The organism is Pseudogemmobacter sp. W21_MBD1_M6, from assembly GCF_052119585.1.
Lineage (GTDB): Bacteria > Pseudomonadota > Alphaproteobacteria > Rhodobacterales > Rhodobacteraceae > JBGQOJ01.
In genome coordinates this window covers 61,583-85,178 of record NZ_JBGQOJ010000008.1, presented here as the reverse complement: position 1 = coordinate 85,178, position 23,596 = coordinate 61,583, and the positions used below count along the sequence as shown (strand labels likewise).

General features: G+C 59.9%; 21 protein-coding genes. 12 read left to right on the top strand and 9 right to left on the bottom strand.

Annotation, left to right across the window (positions count from 1 at the left end; all coding sequences use genetic code 11):
* Window positions 1-10: 10 nt before the first annotated feature.
* From ligA to ACEN2R_RS10540, 4 genes are all read right to left on the bottom strand, one after another.
* Entirely contained in the window at window positions 11-2,008 is a 1,998-nt protein-coding gene (gene ligA / locus ACEN2R_RS10555; RefSeq protein ID WP_442041972.1) for an NAD-dependent DNA ligase LigA, read from the bottom strand.
* A gap of 93 nt (window positions 2,009-2,101) precedes the next feature.
* Entirely contained in the window at window positions 2,102-2,794 is a 693-nt protein-coding gene (locus ACEN2R_RS10550; protein WP_442041970.1) for an ATP-binding cassette domain-containing protein, read from the bottom strand.
* 9 nt (window positions 2,795-2,803) lie between these two features.
* Window positions 2,804-3,976: an FtsX-like permease family protein gene (locus tag ACEN2R_RS10545; RefSeq protein ID WP_442041968.1), complete on the bottom strand. Its 1,173-nt coding sequence runs from the start codon at window positions 3,974-3,976 to the stop codon at window positions 2,804-2,806.
* Window positions 3,973-5,190, bottom strand: a complete 1,218-nt coding sequence (locus ACEN2R_RS10540; protein WP_442041966.1) for an HlyD family efflux transporter periplasmic adaptor subunit — start codon at window positions 5,188-5,190, stop codon at window positions 3,973-3,975. The genes ACEN2R_RS10545 and ACEN2R_RS10540 overlap by 4 nt, the downstream gene beginning before the upstream one ends.
* Window positions 5,191-5,456: 266 nt before the next feature.
* Here ACEN2R_RS10540 and ACEN2R_RS10535 point away from each other — a divergent pair, with 266 nt between their 5' ends.
* Window positions 5,457-6,275, top strand: coding sequence for an ion transporter (locus tag ACEN2R_RS10535; RefSeq protein ID WP_442041964.1), 819 nt, complete (start codon window positions 5,457-5,459; stop codon window positions 6,273-6,275).
* Here ACEN2R_RS10535 and ACEN2R_RS10530 read toward each other — a convergent pair.
* Window positions 6,269-8,743, bottom strand: a complete 2,475-nt coding sequence (locus ACEN2R_RS10530; RefSeq protein ID WP_442041962.1) for an ATP-binding protein — start codon at window positions 8,741-8,743, stop codon at window positions 6,269-6,271. The genes ACEN2R_RS10535 and ACEN2R_RS10530 overlap by 7 nt on opposite strands.
* Before the next feature lie 416 nt (window positions 8,744-9,159).
* Here ACEN2R_RS10530 and ACEN2R_RS10525 point away from each other — a divergent pair, with 416 nt between their 5' ends.
* Window positions 9,160-10,224 carry an alpha/beta hydrolase gene (locus tag ACEN2R_RS10525; RefSeq protein WP_442041960.1) on the top strand — a complete coding sequence of 355 codons (1,065 nt, stop codon included), beginning with the start codon at window positions 9,160-9,162 and terminating at the stop codon, window positions 10,222-10,224.
* A gap of 110 nt (window positions 10,225-10,334) precedes the next feature.
* Here ACEN2R_RS10525 and ACEN2R_RS10520 read toward each other — a convergent pair whose 3' ends face one another.
* Together ACEN2R_RS10520 and katG are read right to left on the bottom strand one after the other, a co-directional pair.
* Window positions 10,335-10,844, bottom strand: a complete 510-nt coding sequence (locus ACEN2R_RS10520; protein WP_442042077.1) for a surface lipoprotein assembly modifier — start codon at window positions 10,842-10,844, stop codon at window positions 10,335-10,337.
* Between the two features lie 191 nt (window positions 10,845-11,035).
* Window positions 11,036-13,207: a catalase/peroxidase HPI gene (gene katG, locus ACEN2R_RS10515; RefSeq protein ID WP_442041958.1), complete on the bottom strand. Its 2,172-nt coding sequence runs from the start codon at window positions 13,205-13,207 to the stop codon at window positions 11,036-11,038.
* Window positions 13,208-13,367: 160 nt separating this feature from the next.
* Here katG and ACEN2R_RS10510 point away from each other — a divergent pair, with 160 nt between their 5' ends.
* On the top strand, window positions 13,368-14,267 hold the full coding sequence (locus ACEN2R_RS10510) for a hydrogen peroxide-inducible genes activator (protein WP_442041956.1): 900 nt from the start codon (window positions 13,368-13,370) through the stop codon (window positions 14,265-14,267).
* 84 nt (window positions 14,268-14,351) lie between these two features.
* Here the strand turns inward: ACEN2R_RS10510 and ACEN2R_RS10505 are convergent, their stop codons facing one another.
* Window positions 14,352-15,638, bottom strand: a complete 1,287-nt coding sequence (locus ACEN2R_RS10505) for a replication initiation protein (protein ID WP_442041953.1) — start codon at window positions 15,636-15,638, stop codon at window positions 14,352-14,354.
* Between the two features lie 567 nt (window positions 15,639-16,205).
* Here ACEN2R_RS10505 and ACEN2R_RS10500 point away from each other — a divergent pair.
* The 3 genes from ACEN2R_RS10500 (at window position 16,206) to ACEN2R_RS10490 (ending at window position 19,454) form a co-directional block, all read left to right on the top strand.
* The gene (locus ACEN2R_RS10500; RefSeq protein WP_442041951.1) at window positions 16,206-17,591 is read left to right on the top strand and encodes an AAA family ATPase; all 1,386 of its coding nucleotides are present in this window, start codon (window positions 16,206-16,208) and stop codon (window positions 17,589-17,591) included.
* A complete protein-coding gene (locus tag ACEN2R_RS10495; RefSeq protein ID WP_442041949.1) occupies window positions 17,591-18,694 on the top strand; it encodes a ParB/RepB/Spo0J family partition protein in 1,104 nt (367 codons plus the stop codon). Before ACEN2R_RS10500 ends, ACEN2R_RS10495 begins: the two co-directional genes overlap by 1 nt.
* Before the next feature lie 325 nt (window positions 18,695-19,019).
* Entirely contained in the window at window positions 19,020-19,454 is a 435-nt protein-coding gene (locus tag ACEN2R_RS10490) for a DUF3775 domain-containing protein (protein WP_442041947.1), read from the top strand.
* A gap of 75 nt (window positions 19,455-19,529) precedes the next feature.
* Here ACEN2R_RS10490 and ACEN2R_RS10485 read toward each other — a convergent pair whose 3' ends face one another.
* Entirely contained in the window at window positions 19,530-20,276 is a 747-nt protein-coding gene (locus ACEN2R_RS10485) for a Crp/Fnr family transcriptional regulator (RefSeq protein ID WP_442041945.1), read from the bottom strand.
* A gap of 283 nt (window positions 20,277-20,559) precedes the next feature.
* Between ACEN2R_RS10485 and ACEN2R_RS10480 the strand changes: the two genes are divergently transcribed.
* The 6 genes from ACEN2R_RS10480 (at window position 20,560) to ACEN2R_RS10455 (ending at window position 23,552) form a co-directional block, all read left to right on the top strand.
* Window positions 20,560-20,793, top strand: coding sequence for a hypothetical protein (locus ACEN2R_RS10480; RefSeq protein ID WP_442041943.1), 234 nt, complete (start codon window positions 20,560-20,562; stop codon window positions 20,791-20,793).
* A 56-nt stretch (window positions 20,794-20,849) separates the two neighbouring features.
* Complete coding sequence (locus ACEN2R_RS10475; protein WP_442041942.1) at window positions 20,850-21,137, top strand: coiled coil domain-containing protein; 288 nt, start codon at window positions 20,850-20,852, stop codon at window positions 21,135-21,137.
* A gap of 141 nt (window positions 21,138-21,278) precedes the next feature.
* Entirely contained in the window at window positions 21,279-21,734 is a 456-nt protein-coding gene (locus ACEN2R_RS10470; protein WP_442041940.1) for a bacterioferritin, read from the top strand.
* Window positions 21,735-21,884: 150 nt separating this feature from the next.
* A complete protein-coding gene (locus ACEN2R_RS10465; RefSeq protein WP_442041938.1) occupies window positions 21,885-22,895 on the top strand; it encodes an STAS/SEC14 domain-containing protein in 1,011 nt (336 codons plus the stop codon).
* Window positions 22,896-22,940: 45 nt separating this feature from the next.
* Entirely contained in the window at window positions 22,941-23,063 is a 123-nt protein-coding gene (locus ACEN2R_RS10460) for a dodecin domain-containing protein (protein WP_442041936.1), read from the top strand.
* 42 nt (window positions 23,064-23,105) lie between these two features.
* Window positions 23,106-23,552 carry a DUF305 domain-containing protein gene (locus ACEN2R_RS10455; RefSeq protein WP_442041934.1) on the top strand — a complete coding sequence of 149 codons (447 nt, stop codon included), beginning with the start codon at window positions 23,106-23,108 and terminating at the stop codon, window positions 23,550-23,552.
* The last annotated feature ends 44 nt before the right edge of the window (window positions 23,553-23,596 follow it).

Sequence of the window (23,596 nt, the reverse complement as noted above, 5' to 3'; positions counted from 1 at the left end):
CCAGCCCCTTTCAGGTCAGCATGTCCTTGAATTCGGTTTCATTCAGCGTCTTGACGCCTTTGGCTTTCGCCTCGTCCAGCTTGCGTCCCGGATCGGCGCCGATCACCACGTAATCCGTATGTCCGCTGACGCCCGACGCCACCCGCCCTCCGCGCCGCAGGATCGCGTCGGTGGCCTGTTCGCGGGTCCATGCGTCCAGCGCGCCGGTCAGCACAAAGGTCTTTCCCGCCAAACTATCCCCTGCCTGCGGGATGTCCTGCGGTTTTACCCCCGCATCAAGCAACCGCTCAATCACCTTGCGATTGCGCGCCTCATGGAAAAAATCCCGCACGCTTCGGGCGGTTTCGGCACCGACCCCCTCGACCTTGCACAGCGCGTCCCGGTTCGCATCCTGCACCGCCGCAAGGCTGCCAAACGCCATGGCAAGCCGCCGCGCCGTATCCCGGCCCACATTTTCGATGCCAAGGGCCACCAGAAAACGGTCCAGCGGCACCGTGCCACGCGGGTGGATCGCATCATGCAGCTTGACGGCAGAGGTATGGGCAAACCCCGCCAGTGCCTCGATATCCTCGACAGTCAGCCCGTAAATATCGGCAACATCTTTCACCAAGCCCTTTGTGACAAGCTGATCGGCGGTCTCGTCGCCCAGCCCGTCGATATCCATTGCCCCACGGCTGGCGTAATGCACCAGACGGCCCTTGACCTGTGCCGGACAGGCCACACCCGCCGGGCAATAGGCTATCGGCCCACGGCGCTCTACCTCGGCACCGCAGGCGGGGCAGGCGTCCGGCATTTCGAACGCGGGGCCGCGCGGGCGTTCGGGCGTTTCGATCCGCTCCGCCACTTCGGGGATCACATCCCCTGCCCGCTCGATCCGCACGGTGTCGCCCACCCGCAAATCCTTGCGGGCAACCTCGTCGACGTTGTGCAGCGTCGCCCGCGCCACAGTCACCCCGCCGATATCAACAGGATCAAGCAGCGCAACAGGCGTCAGCGCGCCGGTTCTGCCAACGCTCACGGCGATATCGTTGATCCGCGTCACCTCCTTGCGCGGCTCGAACTTCCACGCCAGCGCCCAACGCGGACTGCGCGCGCGCGTCCCAAGCGCATCGCGCACGGCCAGGTCATCCAGCTTCAGCACGATGCCGTCGATCTCGTAGGCCAGATCATCGCGCTTGCGGTGCAAGGCGTCGTGGAACTTCCGCACATCCTCGGCTGTCGTGCAGCGGCGCCGCTCGTCGCCCACCGTCAGCCCCCAGTCCTGCAACTGGTCCAGCAGCGCCCATTGTGTGCCAATCGCGTTGCGGTCCATGCCCGACGCATCATAGAACATCAACGCGAACTGCACCTCTTGCACCCCTTTCGGATCAAGCCTGCGCAGGATTCCCGCCGCCGCGTTGCGCGGATTGGCAAACGCGTCCTCACCGGATTGCTCTCGGATCTTGTTCACGGTCTGAAAACTGTCTTTGGGCAGGATCGCCTCGCCCCGAACGGCAAGCATATCCGGCAAGCCGTTCCCCCCGGCCAGCCGCAGCGGCAGGCTGCGGACCGTTTTCAGGGTATGGCTGATGTCTTCGCCAACCCGACCATCCCCCCGCGTGACGGCCCGCAGGAACAGCCCCTTTTCATAGACCACCTCGATCGAGACGCCGTCATATTTCGGCTCTGTCACCACCCCCGGATGATCCCGCCCGGTCTTTTCCGACAGCAGTTTCAAGAAACCGGCAACCGCGTCTTCGTCCTTGACGGCGTTCAGGCTTAGCATCGCGTCGATGTGTTCGACCTTTGCCAGCCCGGATTCCGGTGCTGCGCCAACCCTTTGGGTCGGTGACGTCTCTGTCACAAGGTCAGGGTGACGCGCCTCCAGGTGCTGCAACTCGTCAAACAGCGCATCATAGGCCGCATCCGAAATTGTCGGCGCGTTCTCGACATAATACAGCCGGTCGTGCCGCGCGATTTCTTTGCGCAGCCCCTTGATCCTTTCGGCATCCCCGGTCTTTTGCGACATGGCGATCTACGTCCTGCGGTGACCATCTGGGGCAAGGATACGCCGCCTTGCCCGCACCGCATTAACATCTGTCAACGCAGGTATTCGCGGGGCTTAGGGGGCCGTGTCGCGCACGATGCGGCCATCTTCCAGCGTCACGACCCGGTCCGCCAGATCAAGGATGCGGTTGTCATGGGTGACCATCACTGTGGTAGTGCCGCGCACCTGCCCAAGCTTTTTCAGCATGTTCACCACGGTGGCGCCGCTTTCGCGATCCAGCGCCGCTGTCGGTTCATCGGCAAAAACCACATCGGGGTTGCCGACAAGGGCACGCGCCACCGCGACCCTTTGTTTCTGGCCCCCCGACAGGTTGGCTGGCAAATAGTTCATCCGGTCGGCCAGCCCGACAAGCGTCAGCGCGTGGCGTGCCGCCGCCATCTGCCGTTCGTGATCAAGCGCACCATGCACCAGCAACCCCATCAGCACATTTTGTACCGCAGTCAGGCTGCCGTGCAAATTATGCGCCTGAAAGATAAACCCCAGCCTGCGGCGCAGGGCCTCGTTCAGCGCACGGTCAGCACCGTTCAATTCGTGCCCCAGCAGGCGGACAGAGCCGTCCTGCACATCGCGCAGGCAGCCCATCAACGTCAAAAGCGTGGTCTTGCCAGATCCTGACGGCCCCATAAGAACCGTCAGGCTACCGCGTTTCACTGTCAGGTTGACGTCAAAGATCGCTTGCTTGCTTGCCTCGCCTGTGCCGAACCAATGGTTCAAGCCAACAACGGTGACGGGTGGATCATCGGTCATTCCATGCCCCTAAAACAGATCGGCAGGGTCGGCAGACGCCAGCCGCCGGGTCGCAATCGCCCCTGACAACGAGCAGGCGACAAGGGTGCCAATAAAGACCATCACCGCCATATCGGCGGTCATCGCAAGGGGCAAGGTGGTCACGGCCGCCATCCCCGCAAGCAAACCACTGGCCACGGCAAAACCGGGCACAAACCCCAGCACCGCCAATATCAGCGCCTCTTCGAACACGATACCAAGGAAAAAACCCTGACTGTATCCCATCGCCTTGAAGGTGGCATATTCGCTCAGATGATCGGCCACGTCGGTTGACAACACCTGATAGACGATCACGATACCGACAAGGATGCCGATGATGACCCCGAACCCGAAGATAATGCCGGTCGGGCGCTTGGTCTGCTGATAGCTCAGGTCATCCGCCGCCGCCTTGGCATAGCTGCGGATGCGCAGGGTTTTGTCGGAAACAAGGTCGCGCAGGCGCGCGGCGACCAGATCGGCATCGGCATCGGGCCTGATCTTCAGCAGGATATGATCCGGCGCGGCCGATCTGCGCGCGGGAAACAGCGTCAGGAACGTCTGGTCCGACACCATCATATAGCCGTCGCCGCCAAATCCACCGCCCCCTGCGAAGGTATCGTAAAGGCTCAATGTGGTGCCCGACACTTCGAACGACAGGGGCGTCTGCGGGCGGATCGCGGCAGCCTCGTCTTTTGGCAGACCCCGGCTAAAGCGGTCAAGGATGCCCGCATTGTGCAATTGAAGCGTGCCGGCCTTGGCAGCCATATCGGGCGACAGGAACATGGGCACCGCCGGGTCAATCCCATAAGTCGTAAGCCCCAGCGTCTTTTCCGCACGCGCCCAGCTGACATTTGCGATGAACAAACCCGTGCCCGCAATCACGTCCGGGTCTGCCAGCGCCTGAAACAGCCATTGCCGTGCGACATTGCCGCCTTCGGTCATCGAATTGGCATCCGAGGCCGAGATCATGATGTCGGCCTGAAAGAACGCATAGGGTTTCATCGTGGCCGTCGCCATCGAGTTCATGATCCCCAATTGCACGAACACCAGCACATTGGCAAAGGCCACCCCGGCCAGCGCTGCGGCAAAGCGGGGCCGGCTATGGGTCAGTTGCAGCCAACCGATCGGAAGCCGACCGAAGAGCCATTGCAAAAGGGTGCTCATCGCGGCGCCAGCGGTCGGGTGTCGATCCGGGCGACCACCTCCAGATTGGTATACCGGGCCGCAATGGCCGAGGACGCCTCGGTCAACGCCACCATCACCGAGATGACGCGGGCATCGGTGTTGGCCGCCGTATCGTCCGACACCAGCCCCTGCCGCCCCACGGTAAGTCCGATGGACTGCACCTGCCCCTGAAGCGTTTGACCGATGGCGATGGCAGCCAGTTCAACCGGCTGGCCGACCTCGACCCGCGCGATGCGGTCCTGATAGACCTCGACTTCGGCCATCATCCGGCTGATGTCGCCCAGTTCCATAATGCCCACGGCGGGCGGGCGTTCCCCGGCCCGCGCGTGAATATCAAGCACCGTGCCGCTGATCGGGGCCAAAACGGCGGCGCGGGCCAGATCGCGCCTTGTCCGGGTCAGATCGGCCTGCGCGGCGTCAAGATTGCGGGCGGCCACGATCACATCGGGCTGCATGTCGACCCCTTCGGCGGTAAAGCGCGCAAGCGTCGCTTCGGCCTTTTGCACCGCAAGGGCGGCCTGCCTGTCGGCGGCGGCGACCATATCCAGCGTTGTCTGCGTCGTGACACCGCGCTGGAAAAGTTCCTGCGACCGAAGCAGTTCGGCGCGCGCCTCTGTCGCGGTCGATTGCGCCTGCTCCAGCCCGGCACGGGCCTCGTCCTGACTGTTTTGCACGGCAGCGCGCGTTTGCGTCAGTGCCGCCTGCCGCACGGCGACATTGGCCTCGGCCAGCAGCACCGCGCTTTCTAGCTGACCCTCATTATCCAAACGGGCGACGACGCCGCCCTTTTCCACATGGTCGCCCACGGCGACCAGAATTTCGGCGATCCGTGCATCCCCGGCACCAAAGGGCGGTGCCACGATCGACACATCGCCATTCGGGATCAAGCGGGCCAGACCAACCACATCGGTCGGCTGCATGGTCTCGGCCATTTCCTTGGGCAATTCGATATTCGGCGGCAGCGCGATCGGGGATGCAGAACCGCCACCGGGTTGCAATCCGGTCAGGGCGTAGAATGCCCTCAAACCCGTAGGCTGGAAATACATTCCGATCACCGCCCCCGAGAACATCAGCGCGGGCACCAGCAAGACAAGCAGCCAGCGCCGCCGGAACCGGAACCGGCGCTGCGGCGTTGCATCGGTATCGTGTGTAACCACCATCAGCGGCAAATCGGGATCTTGATGTTCAGACATGTTTCTCTCCGATCAAAAGGCATCCCGATATTTCATGAATATCGCTATGCCAAATGCGCGTCTGGCGCAAGTTACATTCCATATTTCATATGTGTTTACACCCAACGCACAGCCCCAGACCAATGGACAGCCACGCAAGGCGATGCCCCGTAAATCAACTAATCTTTCGGCCTTGACCCCGTCGCGCACGCAGGCGAACCATCACCTTTGGCAATCCCCGCCAAACCTTCACCGCCAAAATCTTCACCCCCGGAGCAATCCTGACCATGCCAATCTCTATCCGCGACCGTCTATCCTTATTCGTCGAGTCCCACAGGTTCGAGCGCGCGATCATCGCGCTGATTGTCGTCAACGCGATCACCCTCGGTCTCGAAACCAGCGCGACGGTGATGTCTGCGGTCGGCCCCATACTCCTACCCCTTGACCGGATCATCCTGACTGTTTTTGTGCTGGAACTCGCGGTCCGTCTCTATGTCCGGCGCCTCTCTTTTTTCCGTGATCCGTGGCGGATATTCGACCTGATCGTGGTGGGGTTTGCCGCGTTGCCGACCACCGGAAATCTTTCGATCCTGCGCGCCTTTCGCATCCTGCGGGTTCTGCGCCTTGTCAGCGCGGTGCCATCAATGCGTCGCGTGGTCACCGGCCTGCTCAATGCGCTGCCCGGCATGGGGTCGATCGCCATGCTGTTGGGGCTGATCTTTTATATCTTCGCGGTTATGGCGACAAAGCTGTTCGCGGCAACATTTCCGGAATGGTTCGGCACCATCGGAGAGTCGGCCTATTCGCTTTTCCAGATCATGACTCTGGAAAGCTGGTCGATGGGCATTGTCCGCCCCGTCATGGACGAATTCCCCTATGCCTGGGCGTTTTTTGTGCCGTTCATCATCGTGACGACATTTGCCGTTCTGAACCTGTTCATCGGGGTCATCGTCGACGGAATGCAAAGCCAGCATCTGACCGAGGCCCACACCGAGCGGGAAACCATGATAAACGAAACCGGACATGTGCTGGCAGAGGTTCGTGCACTTCGTCAGGATCTTGACGCCCTTCGTTCGGAATTAAAGAATTCCGACGGGCGTCAATAGGTGGCATCGGCCCTTGGGCCGTCGGGCCTGCCCGCCAGTGGGCAGGTAAACCAGAACACGGTTTCCTTGTCGGGCTCGCTGTCATAGCCGATGGTGCCCCCCATCGCCTCGGTCAGCTGGCGGGAAATGTTCAATCCCAGCCCGGTGCCGCCTTTCTGGCGCGTATCAGAACTGTCCGCCTGCGAGAACGGATGGAAAATCCTGCTGCGGAACTCTTCGGGGATGCCGGGGCCGACATTGCTGACCGAGATACGCACGTGGGATGGCAAAACCTCTGCCGTCAGACGAACCGTTGTGCCCTCGTGCGCGAACTTGCAGGCGTTCGACAGCAGATTGGTCAGCACCTGAATAACGCGCTTCTGGTCGGTCCAGATGTGCGCATCATCTTCGGGGGCGACAACCTCCAGATCGACATCCCATTGCGACGCATAGGGGCCGACCTGATCAGAGGCAAGCGCCATGATGCGCCCAAGGTTTTCTGCCTTTGGATCAAGGGTCATGCTGCCCGCATTGATCTTTTCCATATCCAGAATGTCATTCAACAGACCGGCAAGACGGTCAGAATTCGACAGTGCGATCTGGATCAGCCGTTGGGTCACACGGGGCTCGGCGTCTTTTGCGCGCACCTGCAAAAGCCCCAATGCCCCCTTGATCGACGTCAGCGGCGTGCGCAGCTCGTGGCTGACTGTCGCCACAAACTCGCGCTTCATCCGGTCCAGCCTTATGCTTTCCGTGATGTCCATCTGCGTTCCGATCATCCGAAGCGCGCGCCCGCTTTCCGCGCGTTCGACAACAACCCCGTCGGACTGGATCCAGCGCCAGTCATCGTCGGCAATCATGATCCGGAACCGCACATCGGCACGGGTTTGAACCCCTTCGACACAGGCAGTCTGCGCATCCCGCAGGATAACGCGGTCGTCGGGATGCACACGGTCCATCAGGGTGCCATAGGGATCGGGGCAACCGGATTGCGCGTCGATCTTCATGATCTTGTACCACATCTCTGACACGACAGAGGTCTGCCGCCTGAGGTCAACATCAAACACACCGATCTTTGCCCCCATCAGTGCAAGGTTCCACCGCTGTTCCGTCTTGGCGATCTCCATTGCATATTGTTCGCTGGCGGTGATGTCGCGCAGCAGCAGCGTAATCCGCGTTTCGCCCTCGGATGTCACCCAGGTGTTCTTTTCGATTTCGATGATCAACGGCCCGTCCCCCGCAGGCGCCGGCGGAACCGCCAGTTTGAACCGTCCGTCGCCACGGTCCAGATCCAGCGCGGGTAACACGTCGGCAATCGTCATGCCCGTCAGATCTGTCGCGCTGTCGTGGGGCATCAACAGTTGCTGCGCCGCCGCGTTCGAATGAAGGATCACGCCACGCGGGCCGACCGACAAAATGGCAAGCATCGCGTTCTCGATGATCGAGCGCCGCTCGGTCTGGCGGGTTTCAAGCTCTCGCGATTTCTGCGCCACAAGTGTGGCAATCGCCCGTTCCCGCCGCAGCACGATGTGCAAAAGGGCGCTGACAAGTGCTGTCACCAAAAGCCCCAGAACCAGAATGACCCACCGCGCGCGGAACGGCTGGATAGAATCAAATCGCGGCGTACTTTGCCAACTCAGGGTCAGGGCCTGTCCGAATTTCCGGACCTCTTGAACCTCGGCAAAGGCGGGCGCCAGGGGTCGGGCGGTTTCATAAACCGGCACCGCCAAAGGCTCGGGTGCGCCAACCCATACATCCAGTTCGATCAGGCTGTTCTGCGCCGCCGTCAGGGTATCAAAGGCCTTGCCCAGATCAAGAATGACAAAGGCAAAGCCCACAAAAACCTCTTGCCCGTCACCCGATGCCCCGGTCGCCCGCGTGGGTCGATAGACCGGCTTCAACAGCATCGCTTCGGACAGGGTTCCATCGCCAGCACCAAGGGCGAAATGCGGCACAAGGGACGTCTTGCGCGCAGCCTGTGCGGCTTTCGCTGCGGACATCAACGCAGCATTGGCCGCAAAATCCAGCCCCAGTATGCTTTCATGATGTGCCTGTGGCGCAATGTATTGCACGATGATGCGCCTGTCGTTCCTGTCCCGCAGCGCGAATGCGTCGGGCCCGCGGGCATCCTCACCGGCAGGCCCACGTGAAAGCGCGGCATCACTGGCGGTGAAACTTGTCGCAAAGCCGATTGCGCTGACATCCGACATATCCTTGCCGATACCGATCATCGCGGCATAGTCGGACATATGCGTTGCCGTTACCATATCCGAGGCGATGAACAGTCCGGCCAGACCATCCAGCGTCCGCTCGTAGACATCGAACCGTCGATCAAGCGACGCAAGCCCCTGATCAATCAAAACCTCGAAGTTCTCGTGCGACCTGATCTGCGCAAGCCAGTGGACGAACCGGAACGACACAAACGAAAGCCCGAGACAAATGATCAAAGTGATCGCTTGCAACCAGAGTAAACTGCGTTTCGGTTTCATCTGTGTTGGGTCCGTTCAATCACACCCGGATGAAAACGCGAAGAAGAGGCCCGGATATGAAATTACACCACTTCCCTGTCACAACGGTGATACCCTGCTGGCCACAGTTCACTATACCTTTGTTTAATGCTAATAATAATCCTATGCGTGTGCGGTGATGGTGCAACACATAGGCACCTGCCCTTCACATAACTCTCTTCTGCAACCCGCCCGCGCGGAACCGGACCCGCGCCATGCGGCGGCAGACGGTAACATAATCACGCCCTCTCGATGCGTGGCTGTCCTGCGATTTACGGTATGTCTCGACCGCTTGAAATGGGCTAGGGTAGGCCATTCCGCGATGCCGCAATCGCACCGCCTCCGCCACCCCCGCCCGCAAAGGAAGGCCCCGTGCCCCAACCGCAACAGAACACGCCATGACAAGCGGGCACCGCCTTGCCCGGCTTTCGGTCGGATTTCTTCTGGTTTTTCTGATGGCCTGCGCCCCGCGCGGCAGCTTTACCCAGGCCAGCGGGCCTGTGCCGCAGGGCACGTCGCAGCAGACCATATTCATCGCATCGCAGCGCGCAGGCGGCCCCTCGCTTTTGTCATTGGCGGCCGCGCGTCAGGACCGCATGATCTACGGGCAGATCGACGTAAACATTCCCCCCGGCCATAAACCCGGCCAGATCGAATGGCCTCGGCAGGGCATCGCCCCGGAAAAGGCTTTTGCTGTTGCAGGCTCAACGCTTTATGAAAACAGCCGGGCCTTTCAGGACGCAATCCGGCGCAAGGCGCAACGGCAGGACGAAATTGTCGTCTTTGTGCCGGGCTATAACAACAACTTTGCCGAAGCCACATACCGCTTTGCCCAGATCGCACATGACTACCAGTTTCTTGGGCCTCAGGTGTTGTTTGCATGGCCCTCTTCGGGGGATCCGCTGGGCTATGCCTACGACCGTGACAGCGTCCTTTTCGCACGCGACGGCCTTGAACGCCTGCTGACATCCCTTGCACGGGATCAAGGTCGGAAAATCCTGCTGGTCGGGCATTCCATGGGCGCGCAGCTTGTCACAGAAACGCTGCGGCAAATGACGATCGGTAAAAACGGTGCCCTGCGCAACAGGTTGGCGGGCGTGATCCTGCTGTCGCCTGACATTGATATAGACGTCTTCAAGGCAGAGCTGCAACGGATCGACCCGCTGCCCGATCCGTTCGTGATCGTCGTCTCGCAACAAGACATCGCGCTGAAACTGTCGGCGCGGCTGTCCGGCCAAACGACCCGTCTGGGCTCGATCGAGGACATAAAGCGATTGGCAGAATTCAATCTGACGGTGATCGACCTTGGCCAGATCAAGGGGGATGGCGACGGCAACCACCTGATCGCGGCCACGTCGCCAACCGCCATCGCTTTGTTGCGGGGGTTAAGAAACAACGGCCTTCCAAAAGCACCCGACCGCAGCGCCGGGCATCTTGTAAAGATCGTCCTGACCGGCCTTTGATGTGCCGGACGGACAGTCCCGGAACGCACGCGCCCAGAAACGGAACGCACGCCCGCAAAAACTGTGGTCCGCTTTACAATTGCGGTGCGGCTTAATCCCGATAGGGTCCGTTAAAACCTTTTCATAAGGCTTAGCGAATAAAGTTCCCGATTATAATTGTTGATATCCAGGTTGCTGTCATTCTCCTGATAGCTCACGCTGCTTTCAAGGGTCAGACCCTGCATCTTTGGCATGGTATAGGCCACACTCGCGGAAATCTTGCGCGATACGTCATGGCGTGCCTCGGTATAGGCAGCTTGAATGCCATCAAACCGCGTGTCTGTGAAAGATCCGGTGATACTCGCGCTTATCCCTTGTTCGGCGAAACGGTGCTGGTAGCCGATATAGGCGCCACGCGCAGTATTGGAATAGATCTCCAAACCCGAGCTTTCCCGCCCGAACTGAAGCCCCGCAGCCAAAGACCCGTTCTCGCTGATGCGGTAGTTCAAAGATGGATTAAAAGTATAGGCTGTGAGGTCGCGATCGCTGCTTCCAAAAAACCGCTTTCTGGAAACCGAGGTTTCAATATACGCCTGAAACCTCTCAGTGACGGCATATTGCAGGCGCGGAGCAATACCGATGCTTCGGGAATGCCATCCCCCCTGCTCGTTATAGCGTTGAAAATTTTTTACTTATCGGGCTCCCTTGGGTCAAGGCCGTATTGTCCGGGAAATATCTTGCCTACAACAGCGGGCAATCACAGCCACACGCGCGGTGGTTCGGTCGCTGCGATGGGCTGGTGCCCCCCGGCAATGGGGGGGCACCAAATGGATCAGTTGATATCGAACCGGTCCGCGTTCATGACCTTCGTCCAGGCCGCGACAAAATCATGCACGAACTTTTCGCGGTTGTCGTCCTGGGCATAGACCTCTGCATAAGACCGCAGAACAGAATTCGAGCCAAAGACAAGATCAACACGCGTCGCCGTGAACTTCGTCGCACCGGATTTGCGGTCGACGATGTCATACAGGTTGGCCCCTTTCGGCACCCATTTATACGCCATGTCGGTCAGCACATCAAAGAAGTCGGTGGTCAGGGCGCCAACGCGGTCGGTGAAAACGCCATGCGCCGTCCCGCCGTAATTGCTGCCCATGACCCGCATGCCGCCAACCAAAACGGTCATCTCATGCGCGGTCAGACCCATCAGCTGCGTCCGGTCCAGCAACAGCTCCTCGGCACTGACCACATAGTCCTTCTTCAACCAGTTGCGATAGCCATCGGCGACCGGTTCCAGCACGTCAAAGGATGCCACTTCGGTATCTTCCGCAGTCGCATCGCCCCGACCCGGCGCAAAGGGAACGCTGACGTCAAAGCCCGCCGCCTTGGCCGCCTGCTCTACCCCCAGATTACCGGCAAGCACGATCAGATCGGCAACCGATGCGCCGGTGTCCGCCGCAATCGGCTCCAGCACCGACAGCACATGCGCCAGACGCTCCGGCTCGTTGCCTTGCCAGTCCTTTTGCGGTGCCAGACGAATACGGGCGCCGTTCGCGCCGCCCCTCAGGTCCGACCCGCGGAAGGTGCGCGCACTGTCCCATGCCGTTGCCACCATATCCGCAAGGCTTAGCCCCGATGCCGCAATTTTGGCCTTGGCCGCCGCAACGTCATAGCCCGTGGTCCCCGCAGGAACCGGATCTTGCCAGATCAGGTTTTCCGCCGGCACTTCGGGTCCGACATAGCGCGCCTTTGGCCCCATATCGCGGTGGGTCAGCTTGAACCACGCGCGGGCAAAGACATCCGAGAAATGCGCCGGATCCTTGTGGAACCGCTCTGCAATGGCCCGGTAGGCCGGGTCCATCTTCATCGCCATATCGGCATCGGTCATGATCGGGTTGTAACGGATCGACGGGTCTTCGACGTCGACGGGCCGATCCTCTTCCTTGATGTTGATCGGCTCCCACTGCTGTGCGCCGGCGGGCGATTTCTTCAGCTCCCACTCGTAGCCGAACAGCAGATCGAAATACCCGTTGTCCCACTGTGTCGGATGGGTGGTCCAGGCCCCCTCCAGACCAGAGGTAACGGTATCGCGGCCCACGCTGCGGCTGGTGTGGTTCATCCACCCAAGCCCCTGTTCCGTAACATCCGCACCTTCGGGGCTTGGCCCCAGATTTTCGGCGTTGCCGTTGCCGTGGCATTTGCCGACGGTGTGCCCGCCCGCCGTCAGCGCAACTGTCTCTTCGTCGTCCATCGCCATGCGCGCAAAGGTCTCGCGCACCTGTCCGGCGGTTTTCAGCGGATCAGGCGTGCCGTTCACGCCCTCGGGGTTCACATAGATCAGGCCCATCTGCACAGCGGCAAGCGGGTTTTCCATCGTCGAGGGATCATCGACATTGCCATAACGTTCGTCCGACGGGGCAAGCCATTCCTTTTCCGCGCCCCAATACACGTCCTTCTCGGGGTGCCAGATATCCTCGCGCCCGAACCCGAACCCGAAGGTCTTGAACCCCATGGATTCATACGCGACGTTGCCCGCCAGAATGATCAGGTCGGCCCAGCTCAGGCGGTTGCCGTATTTCTTCTTGATCGGCCAAAGCAAGCGGCGCGCCTTGTCCAGATTGGCGTTGTCCGGCCAGGAATTCAGCGGCGCAAAGCGCTGGTTCCCGGTGCCGCCACCCCCGCGACCGTCGGTTGTGCGGTAAGACCCCGCCGCGTGCCACGCCATGCGGATCATCAGGCCACCGTAATGCCCCCAATCGGCAGGCCACCAATCCTGACTGTCGGTCATCAGCGCCGTCAGGTCGGCCTTCAGCCCGTCAAAGTCCAGCTTCTGGACTTCCTCACGATAATTGAACCCGGCAAGCGGATTGGTCTTTGTGTCGTGCTGGTGCAGAATGTCGAGGTTCAGCGCATTCGGCCACCAGTCCATCACCGTCGGGCTGGCCGTCGTGTTCGCGCCATGCATGACCGGGCATTTGCCGGTGGGGTTCATATCATTGCCGTCCATTCGTCTCTCCTGGCTTGGTTTGTCAGTGTTACGGGCCGCGGCATATACCCCGCGCAAGGGTGCGATTCCCCCTGCGGGATGCCACGTCATGGTCATTGTCTAACACAGCGCTTCAATAATAATAATTTGCATTTTCTTATATAAGCGATAATCTAAACCTATGATTGGTTTGACAATGCGGCACTTGCGCTACTTCGACGCCCTGGCCCGTCACGGGCACTTCGGGCGCGCCGCAGAGGCGTGCTCGATCTCTCAGCCCGCGCTTTCCGTCCAGATCAAGGAACTCGAAGACACGCTGGGCGAAAAACTGGTTGAACGCGGCGCGCGTCAGATCCGTTTGACCGATCTGGGCGAGAAATTCGCCCTGCGCACCCATGACATCCTGCGCGCGGTGGACGAGCTGAACGATCTGGCCCGCGCAACGACTGGCCCGCTGTCCGGCAGGTTGCGACTGGGCGTCATCGCGACGGTTGCGCCGTATCTTTTGCCCCAGGTCATCAAGAATCTGTCGGCGCAATATCCCGCGCTTGACCTTTACCCCCGCGAAACAATCACCAAAACGCTGATCGCCGATCTTTTGGGCGGGCGTCTGGATGCGGCGATTGTGGCGCTGCCGGTGTCCGAACCCTCGTTGACCGAACTGGCCCTGTTCGACGAGGAATTTGTGCTGGTGCGTCCGCCCGAAGACGCGACAAAGCCGGTGCCGAACCCTGAGATGCTGCGCGAAATGCGGCTGCTGCTCCTCGAAGAGGGGCACTGCTTCCGCGATCAGGCGCTGTCGTTCTGTGACCTCTCCTCATCGGCCCCGCGCGATCTGATGGAGGGAAGCTCGCTGTCCACTCTGGTGCAGATGGTCGGGGTCGGAATCGGCGTCACGCTCATCCCCGAAATGGCGGTGCAGATCGAAACCCGTTCGGCGCATGTGTCGGTCGTGCGCCTGCCCCACCCCCGACCGTCGCGCACCATCGGCATGATCTGGCGAAAGACCAGCCCCCTTGCAGAGCAGTTGAAGGAAATCGCGCATATCGTCCGGCAGACGGGGCAGAACAGAACATCATAGGTAGTCCGGCGCGCCAAAAGTGCTGCGCATAATTCCGGCATTATGAACAGCACTTCGTGGTTTGCCGCGACAGGCCCGCGCCGCCTAGGCCAGATCCTCGAAAATCCCCGGCGACATATCCTCCCAAAAGGCGAAAATCGCGCGCGCGTTCAGCGCCGACCCCCAGCCAAGCCGCGCGAATTCCTCGCGGTCCAGCTGATCGGACAGCAACGACAGGAACAACCGCCGGTCGGCGTCCCGCTGGGTCGGGTTGCGCGCCTCGGCCACCTCGCGCACGCGGGTCATGCGTGCGGCACGGTCGCGCCGCGCGGCAGACACCTCGGCCTCTCGCACGGCCATCGCCCCCTCCTCCGCCCGGCGCTGTTCGGCGCGGCGCGTCACCGCCTCGATGGCCTCGGGGCTGGGCTCCGGCTCGGTCGGCTCTGAATAATCATCCCGAATGGCCGCCGTCAGATACCGCAGCGGGCTTTCGACCTTGCCCTGCTTTTTCACATAAGACAGCTTCTCTGCGACATAGTCCTCGCCATGTTCGGCGATCCACTGCCGCGCCAGCCGGTCACTGACCCCCAAAGCCACCAGATGCCGATACACCACCGACGCCCGCACCGCCTCGCCATCGTCGATGTCGAACATGGCAAGCTGCGGGTTCTCCTTGATCAGGAACCGTATCTCCGTCACCGCCCTGCCCTGCTTGCGCAGTTCCGGCAGGACATGAATGTTCGACGTTTTATTCACCTCCGTTACGGCGGGCTTTATGATCTTCGCGTTCAGATGCTTGAATGTCTCGTAATAGGCACTGTTATCGACCCCCATCAGGCGGCGGAACAAATCAAGCGGCCACCACCCCGTGCTTCCCGTGCGCACGAAACGGTAACAGTTCTCATACAGCGCCAGCGCATGACCGCTGGTGAACCGCCGCTGGATGTTCAGGTTGATCAGCGCAAAAACCTTGGGGTCATGCAGCTTTTCGGCCAGCGCCGGCGAATAGGCATATTCGCACACCCCCCCCGACAGTTTGGCATAGGACAACAGGCTGCTGACGCCCCATTCCTGCTTGCCCACCTCGTCCAGCATATCCCATTCGGCCACGGTTTCCGCCAGCGACCGCAGCGCGGCTTTCAGCGTGTCCATATCGTTGGAATTGTACCCGATCATCAGGCACAGCGTCCGCGCGTCGATCGAATGTTTCGGCTTGGTCGTCAGATCGTCATAGGCATTCAGCAACAGAACATTCGACAGCTTGCGCTGCAACAGCGACAGCTTGCCTGACACATGAATCGCCGCCACATTCTTTTTCACCGATCCGCGCCGCAACGCGCCGGTCAGTTGGCCGCTCGGAATGTCGGCCTGCGCTGTTGTCGCTTTGACCATCTCTGCCCTCTTTTTCATTGGCGTCTCGCAACGCACCGCCAGTTTCGCAAAAAAGGAACCCATGCTCAAGTATTTTTCAGGTGCCCGTCTACAGGATGGATGCCCCGTAGACGGGTACCTATGACAGACAAACGCCCCCTGTTGCGTCGCGGGCGGTCTTGGCGCACGCTAAAGAAGCTATTTATAAGGGCTTTTTCAGCCAAAAATACCCTTCCCGTAAACCGGTACCCCCTACCCCGCACATGGGTGCCTGTCGCCCCGCAAACAGGTACCTCTCACCCCGTATCCGGGTTCCTTTCGTCCCGTATTCAGGTCCCCAACATAAGCCAACTCGTTGATAACTAATAAGCTTTCAGGGCTAAAGATTCTAAAATAACTAAAGATTCTACAACGTTTATCCTGTGTTTTTCTCTTGGATGATTCGAATAAAGGCCTGTTTCGGTGCGAAATACTGCCCTGCATCCGAATCGCAGCCGATATTGATTCGGAATTCCCATGGCTCACAGGATGTGCGATGTTTCCACGCATAAGCGCGAAATCCGCTCACATGATACAGGCACCCGACACATGACCAAAAAACCAGAGGCACCTCTGCCCCCCTATTTCAATCTTGATCCGGCCCGTGCCGCTGCGAAACTCGGACAGCCTATAGACACTGCCCGATTCGCAAAAGCCGCTGCATTCTGTGGCCGTGGCCGAGAGGATCTGGCCAAGCGCGGCTATTCCCCAGACGGGCAGAAGCGCCTGCGCAAATTTTCCACCTGGGAAATCTGCCGCTACCTGATCCCGGTCAACGCAGCCCACCTGCGGCGGGTTCTGAAAAACCATCCCGATCTGCCGCAGGGCACCGGCGATGGCGGGTCGAAATGGTTCACCCTGCAAGAGGTCATGGCGCTGCGCGACCACTTCGCCGAAGAAGGCGCCGCGACCAAGGAATACAAACCCTACCGCCCCGAAGGCGCCCCCGCCAAGGTCGTCGCGGTGGCGAACTTCAAGGGCGGCGTCGGCAAGACCAGCACCGCCGCCCATCTGGCGATGTCGGCCGCGCTCGATGGCTACCGCGTGCTGGTGATCGACCTGGACAGCCAGGGGTCAATGACCTCGATCATGGGCGGCACCGTGCCCGACGAATGGCACACGGTCTTTCCCCTTCTGGCCAAGGATTTCGCGACCCATGTGATCGCCGAAAACAAGGTGCGCGCCGCGCGGGACGAGGCCCCCCTGCCCCTTGATGAAACCCTGACAGAGGCCTTGGGGATCGCAGCGAAAGACGTGATCCAGAAAACCCACTGGCCCAACATCGACCTGATCGGTGCCCAGCTTAACCTTTACTGGGCGGAATTCCAGGTGCCGGTCTGGCGGATGCAGGCGCGCAGTTGGCCGCTGTGGGACGCGCTGACCGGGTTTCTGGAAAACGAGGGCGTGCTGGACCAATACGACATCATCATGCTGGATACCCCGCCGGCGCTTGGCTATCTGACGATCAACGCGCTGGCGGCGGCGGATATCCTTTTGGTGCCTCTGGGGGCGTCCTTTCTGGAATTTGATTCGACGGGCCGGTTTTTCGACATGCTGTATTCGACATTCGCCAGCATCGAAGAGGGTGAAAATTCGGGGCGGCGTATGGCGGGCCTGCCCGAGATGAAATTCGAATGGGACGTGGTCCGCGCCCTGATCACCCGTTTCGATGCGAACCAGCAGACCGACCTTGCCAATGTCATCCAGGCCTATCTGGGCGATTTCATGAACGCCTACCGGCAGGATTTCACGGCGCTGGTCGGGCAGGCGGGCGAACAGGTCAACGGCATCTACGAGGCGGACTACCGGGATTTCAACCGCGAAACCTATGTCAGGGGCCGCGAGACATTTGACCGGACCTATGCAGAGTTCAAGGAAATCCTGATCGGCGCGTGGTGGCGCGATCAGCAGATGCCAAACAAGGAGGCCAAGTGATGGCAAAACGCAGACGGCTGGAGACGCCAAGCGCGGATGCGCTGCGCGAACTGGAGGAAGGTTTCGCACGCGAAACCACCCAAGGGCCGCTGGGCCCGTTGCCGCCGATTGCACAGGTGGCCGCCGATGCCGCCGCGCAATCCACACCGGGCGACGCGGGGCAGCGCGTAGAGGCGGCGCGCAACGCAACGGACGCGGACAGGCTGCGCCATGCGATCGCGGCGGGGCTGCTGGTGCTGGAAATTCCCGTGTCGCAGGTCGTGGCTGAAGAACTGTCGCGCGACCGGCTGGATGTCGACACCGAGGAAATGACCGAACTGAAAACCTCGATCGCGGCGCACGGGCTGCGGTTGCCGATCGAGGTGTTCGAACTGCCCGGGGCGGAGGAGGGCGAAAGATTTGGCCTGATTTCGGGCTGGCGGCGGCTGTCGGCGGTACGCGCGCTTTTGGCGGAAACCGGACAGGACAAATACCGCAGCATCAAAGCCATCGTCGTCGCGCCCAAAAACGTGACCGATGCCTATGTCGCGATGGTTGAGGAAAACGAAATTCGCAGCGATCTGAGCCATTACGAGCGGGGCCGCATCACGGTCATGTCGGTGGGGCAGGGCGCGTTTGACAGTGTCGAGGCGGCGGTTGCAGGGCTGTTCCACGCGGCGTCCAAGGCCAAGCGTTCGAAGATCCGCAGCTTTGCGCTGATCCACGAAGAGCTGGGCGATATGCTGAGCTTTCCGACGCGGCTGAGCGAGCGGGCAGGGCTGCGGCTTGCCGGGGCGCTGCGGGCCGGGTTCGAGGGTGAGCTGCGGACGCGGCTGGCGGCGGGGCAGGGGACCGATGCCGAGAGCGAATGGGCCCTGATGGAGCCGGTGATTGCAGCCGTTGAAAACCCCGAGGGGCAAACCCCGCGCCGTGGCGGGCCGCGCAAAGGGGCGGTGCCGCGCCGCCGTGATGCAGAGGGCGAGATCCGTCTGGGCAACGGGATCAGCATTCATCGCGAAGTCGATGATCGGGGCTATTCGATCCGGTTCACCGGCGCGGTGGTCAGCGTCGATCTGATTGATACGGTCATGGCAGAAATCCAGCGGCTGCTGGAACCGATCTGACACGGGCCGCCACGCGCCGGACCAAAGGCCCCGCATCCGCTGATGCGGGGCCTTTTTTATGTTGCTTTCCTGTGGCGATTTTGGGGTCAAATCGGGTAGGTTTCGCATGCGAAACCTTGAGGATGCTGCAAAAAGCATTGAAAAAATTGTTTTTTATCATAAGCTTAATCGAATTTTACGAAACGTGCACGCCGCTTATAGGTGCCTAGATCGCACGCTTTTGCGGGTTCCTGTTCAGTGTCGTTCGTCCGGGTGGTTGTCCGGCGTCAATGCCCATCGGGGCAGGGGCGCGTATGCTGGGGCCATCAACGATGGGGGGCCAGACATGATACGGAGAAGGAGCAGCGGTTCGGACGCCGAGGTGGAACTGTCTGTGCCACTGGCGACGGTGTGCTACATCATCCAGAGAGCGCATGACCTGCACGGAAAGACCGCAAGTTCGCTGCCCGAGGAGGAAACCTTGCCCGCAGACGATCCCGAGGCGGAAATTCTGGAAGACAGGGCCGGCGATTCTGCGGGACTGGAGTTGGAAACGGCAATTTCGGATCTGCCCGAGGATGCGCAGATTGATCTTGTGGCGCTGATGTGGCTTGGGCGGGATGAGGAGGACTGGGAGCACTTGCGCAAGCTTGCCGATCAGGAACACACCGAGGCAACGGCGGCCTATCTGTGCGGAACGCCTTTGCTGGCCGACTATCTTGCGGCGGGGCTGAATGCCTTGGGGCTTGATTGTCGGGATTGGGACGTCAAACACCTGTGACGGGGGTGCGCGCGGCGGTCGCAGCTACGCAGTGCCCGTGCTTAATCTGGTTTCCTGCCAACGGCCCGCCATATCTTAATTTGGCAAAATCTCGTTGGCCAAGGTATCGAGACCAACGCCCGCGCTCCGGGCCAGTCGTTCGATATCGGAAATGACGATGTCCATTTTTCCATTCGTTGTCAGGATGTTCTTGTCGGACAAGCGCCGCATCGTCCGGCAGACGTGAACCGAAGAAAGCCCGGTGAATTCGCCGAGCTGCTGTTGGGTCATCGGCAACTGGAAACTGAAACCGTCTACCTTTCCGATCATGCGCAGCCGCAGGAAGAGTTCCATGAGGGAATAGGCGATGCGCATTTCGGAATTGCCCTTTCCGAGCCGGAGCATGCGTTCTGACATCCTTGAACGCACCGAGGCCGTCATGCAGGTTGCGCGCCACTTTAGTGCGGGCACGGCCTCTGTCAGGTTTGCCCAGATGACATTCGGAATGACGGATACCGTGGTCTGTGACAAACCTTCGATCTGCACGGCGCTGGTGTTTCTGTGCGCGGATGCGGGGTTCATGATATCCCCCGGCAGCATGAAGTCGATGATCTGCCGGTGACCGTCTTCTGTTGATTTTGACAACGCAAGCCATCCGTCCAGCATACAATATGTTTCCGAACACGGCTCTCTTTCCATCTTCAGGATGGTCCCGGCGCTGAAACTGCGCCTGTGCGATCTGAGGACTCTTTCAACCCGTTTCGTCGCCTCGTCTTCGGAGGCCGCCAGATAGGGCCTATCGTTGGACACATCCGGTAACGCCGCCAGAAAGTCGCCCGCCATGTTACAATTCCCCCGTCGTTCCTATGTGCTGCGCAAAATTTTTGGACGGATAAGGCATTTCAACCGAGGGACCGCCAGAGTCAGCAAAGCGAGAGCACTGGTCTGCCGATCCTGCCGAATCCTGTGCATTCTGTGTCGCACGGTTGGTCTGGCTGGTCGTTGAGCAAACTCAACAGTCATGGCGGAATGTTTTCGGTGTGGGGATTAACCTTTGTTAATGCAGCAGCCCGCCCCGAGGCGGACAGTGGGCCAGTTCCAGACGCAATCACGAAGGCCGATATTCATGGAAAGACCTGTCGCCGATCCTGGCGCGAACACGCCATTGTTCCCGATCAGGCCTATGATGAACGGGCCGTGGTATTCGCCTGAACGGGTCGCCGGGAGTTTTTCGGAGTGGCTGGATCTTTGCACACGCTGCGGTGCGGATTGTGCTGCGGATTTCGCCAAGACCGGGATCAAGGCCGGGAAGGGGGCTCTGCAAGCTGCCCCGAAAACGAAACATGCAACACGGGTGTGACCATGGCTGTTCCAAGAAGCAAAGTCATTGCCCCACCCGATGAAGGAGAAGGTCGAATGGACGACAAAAGCGCCTACAAGCAGAAATTCGAGGCCCGCCTGGAGCAATGGGGGGCCGAAATTGACAAACTCGAAGCGAAAGCCAAGGAGGCCGGGGCAGACGCGCGCTTGAAATATCAAAGCGAGATCAAAGAGTTGCGCGCCAAGCAAGACGAGGGGATCGAGAAGTTGAAGAAATTGGGCGAGGCGCAGGGCGAGGCCTGGAAGGATCTCAAGTCGGGGATCGAGTCTGCATGGGACGCGCTTGGAAAAGCGGTCCGAAATGCGGCAGACCGGTTTGGTTGATGCCGCTTTGGCAAAGGATAGTGCGCTTGGTCAGGGAATGAACCCCGCATGGGATGGCGCCGTGATGACGCGAATTCCGACTAAGGCCCGAATAGGAATTGTGAGGATGTGATGGAAAATAGACCTCAAAGTATTGAAAACATGCAGAAAGCCCTGGGCATGGAGATGGCGGCAGTCAGTCAGTATATGTTGCATGCGCATGTGCTGGATGATTGGGGACTGGACGTGCTTGCGGCACGAATGCGCGAGGAGATGAGCGAGGAAATTGGTCATGCGGACCAGTTCATCAACCGGATCCTGTTTCTGGGCGGCGATCCTGTGATCGAGGCTGCTAAAACGCCGAAACGATCGATGTCGCTGGAGGGGATGTTCACCGCCGATCTGGTGGAAGAGAAGAATGCGATTGATTTCTACACCGAGGCTGTGCGGACGGCGACCGAGCAGCAAGATATCGGCACCCGCATGCTGTTCGAGACCATCGTTCTGGATGAAGAAGGCCATATGGACTGGCTTTCACGTCAGCTTGGGCTTCTCAAGCGTTTGGGCGAGCCGACCTATATGGCGCAAAGCATGAGCGACAGAACGAACGGCGGTTAAGGCGTTCAGGACAAACGCCTTTCGTCAACCGGACTGGAAAAACAGCACACCGACCGACGGCGGAAAGGAGGCGAAGATGACCAGTTTGGACATGCCCGAGGGTTCCGGTGATCTGACGCGGCATTTGTGGGATAGCCTTTGGATTGGCGATTGACCGAGCCGGAAAGCGAGGGTGATATGATAGAGATCGAACATAGCCCCGATGGCGACATGATCGTGGTGCGGGCGTCGGGCACGCTGACCACCAAGGACTACGAATCCGCAATTCCCGAATTGGAACACGCGATGGAGTTGTCCAACGGTCCCTTGCGCATCCTTATGCGGCTGGAGGACTTTCGGGGTTGGGAGATCGGTGCGCTGTGGCGCGAATTGGAGTTTGACCTGAAATATCGTGGCGATTTCGGGCGCATTGCCGTTCTGGGCGATAGCGCACTGGAGAAATGGGGAACGACCTTGTCGGCGCCGTTTGCGAAGGCCGAGATGCGGTATTTTGCAATAGACCGAGAGAACGAGGCATTGGAATGGCTGGGCTTTGGCGCGTCACATGGGGGCAAAAAACCAGCCATTTCGCCAGATGGCGGTTCTGGCGGAACGGATCCTTCGCCGCGCAATGCCATGCAGAAGCCGCGCGGGAGCATGTACAAGTCCAGGGTTCTGTCCCGTGGCGCGGATGGGTTCATCGTGCTGGCGGCGGCTGTCTACGGTATTGTCGCCCTTGCCATGGCGGCGATTTCGATCGGGCTTATCTGGGTCTCTATGGGGCGTGCTTATCAAGCGCTTTTTGAAAGCATGGAACCTGAAGGCGTTCTGCTGGACGCGGTCAGTTCGCTTGTCATTTCGGTCGCGATCCTTGATGTCGCGAAATACGTGATGGAGGAGGAAGTCCTTCGCAGCCGGGAACTGCGCAAGCCATCCGAGGCCCGCGAGGCTGTGACCAAGTTCATGGTGATTATCGCGCTTGTCGTCGCGATCGAAGGCATTGTTCTGGTGTTCGATGTCGGGAATACCAGCCCCGAACTTCTTCTGTTTCCGATCATGCTGCTGGTCGTCTCGGTTGTGATTGTCATCGGACTGGGAATTTTTCAGAAATTCAGTTTGCAAGCGGAAGAGAGGCTGGAACCGAGGATTGCAGACGAACAGGCCTTGACCGGCCAGTCCTGATGTCCCGGCACACCGGATTTTTCCAGACGTGATTAACCGCCGTCAATGCGCCACATCGAGTCGGTCTGCATCAAGGACATGAACGCCGAGGTTTCCGACGGCAAAATCACCAGCTACCGGATCAGCGCCAAGACCAGTTTCCTGCTCGATGGCCAATCCGCAAGCTGACCGGTGTTCAAGGGGACAGGCCCGATGGGGAAGGATACCGTTATGAACTACCTTAGATTTTCGGCAATGATAGCCACCTCGGTCGTCGCAATGTACGCGCTTATGTATCTGAACACCTATCAGTTCGGCCACATATTCTGGAGCCAGACGAGGGCTTGGATGGCGGTCTATATGGGGGCCGCGATGGCCTTGATCATGCTGGTCTATATGCTGGGGATGTATCGCAACAGATCCGCAAATATTGCAATTGTCGCAATCAGCATTCTGGCCTTCGGGACCGCTCTTTATCTTGTGCGCAGTCAGAGGACGGTCGACGAGATCGCCTGGATGAAGGCGATGATTCCACATCATTCCATCGCCATCCTGACCAGCGAACGCGCGCGCATAACCGACCCGCGCGTACGGGCGTTGGCCGATCAGATTATTGCAACGCAACGGCGCGAGATCGACGAGATGAAGGTGCTGATTGCTGATCTTGAGGCCCGCTAGACGTGTGACAGCAGGCCAGAGCGAAGAGGTTTTCCGCCGTCGAA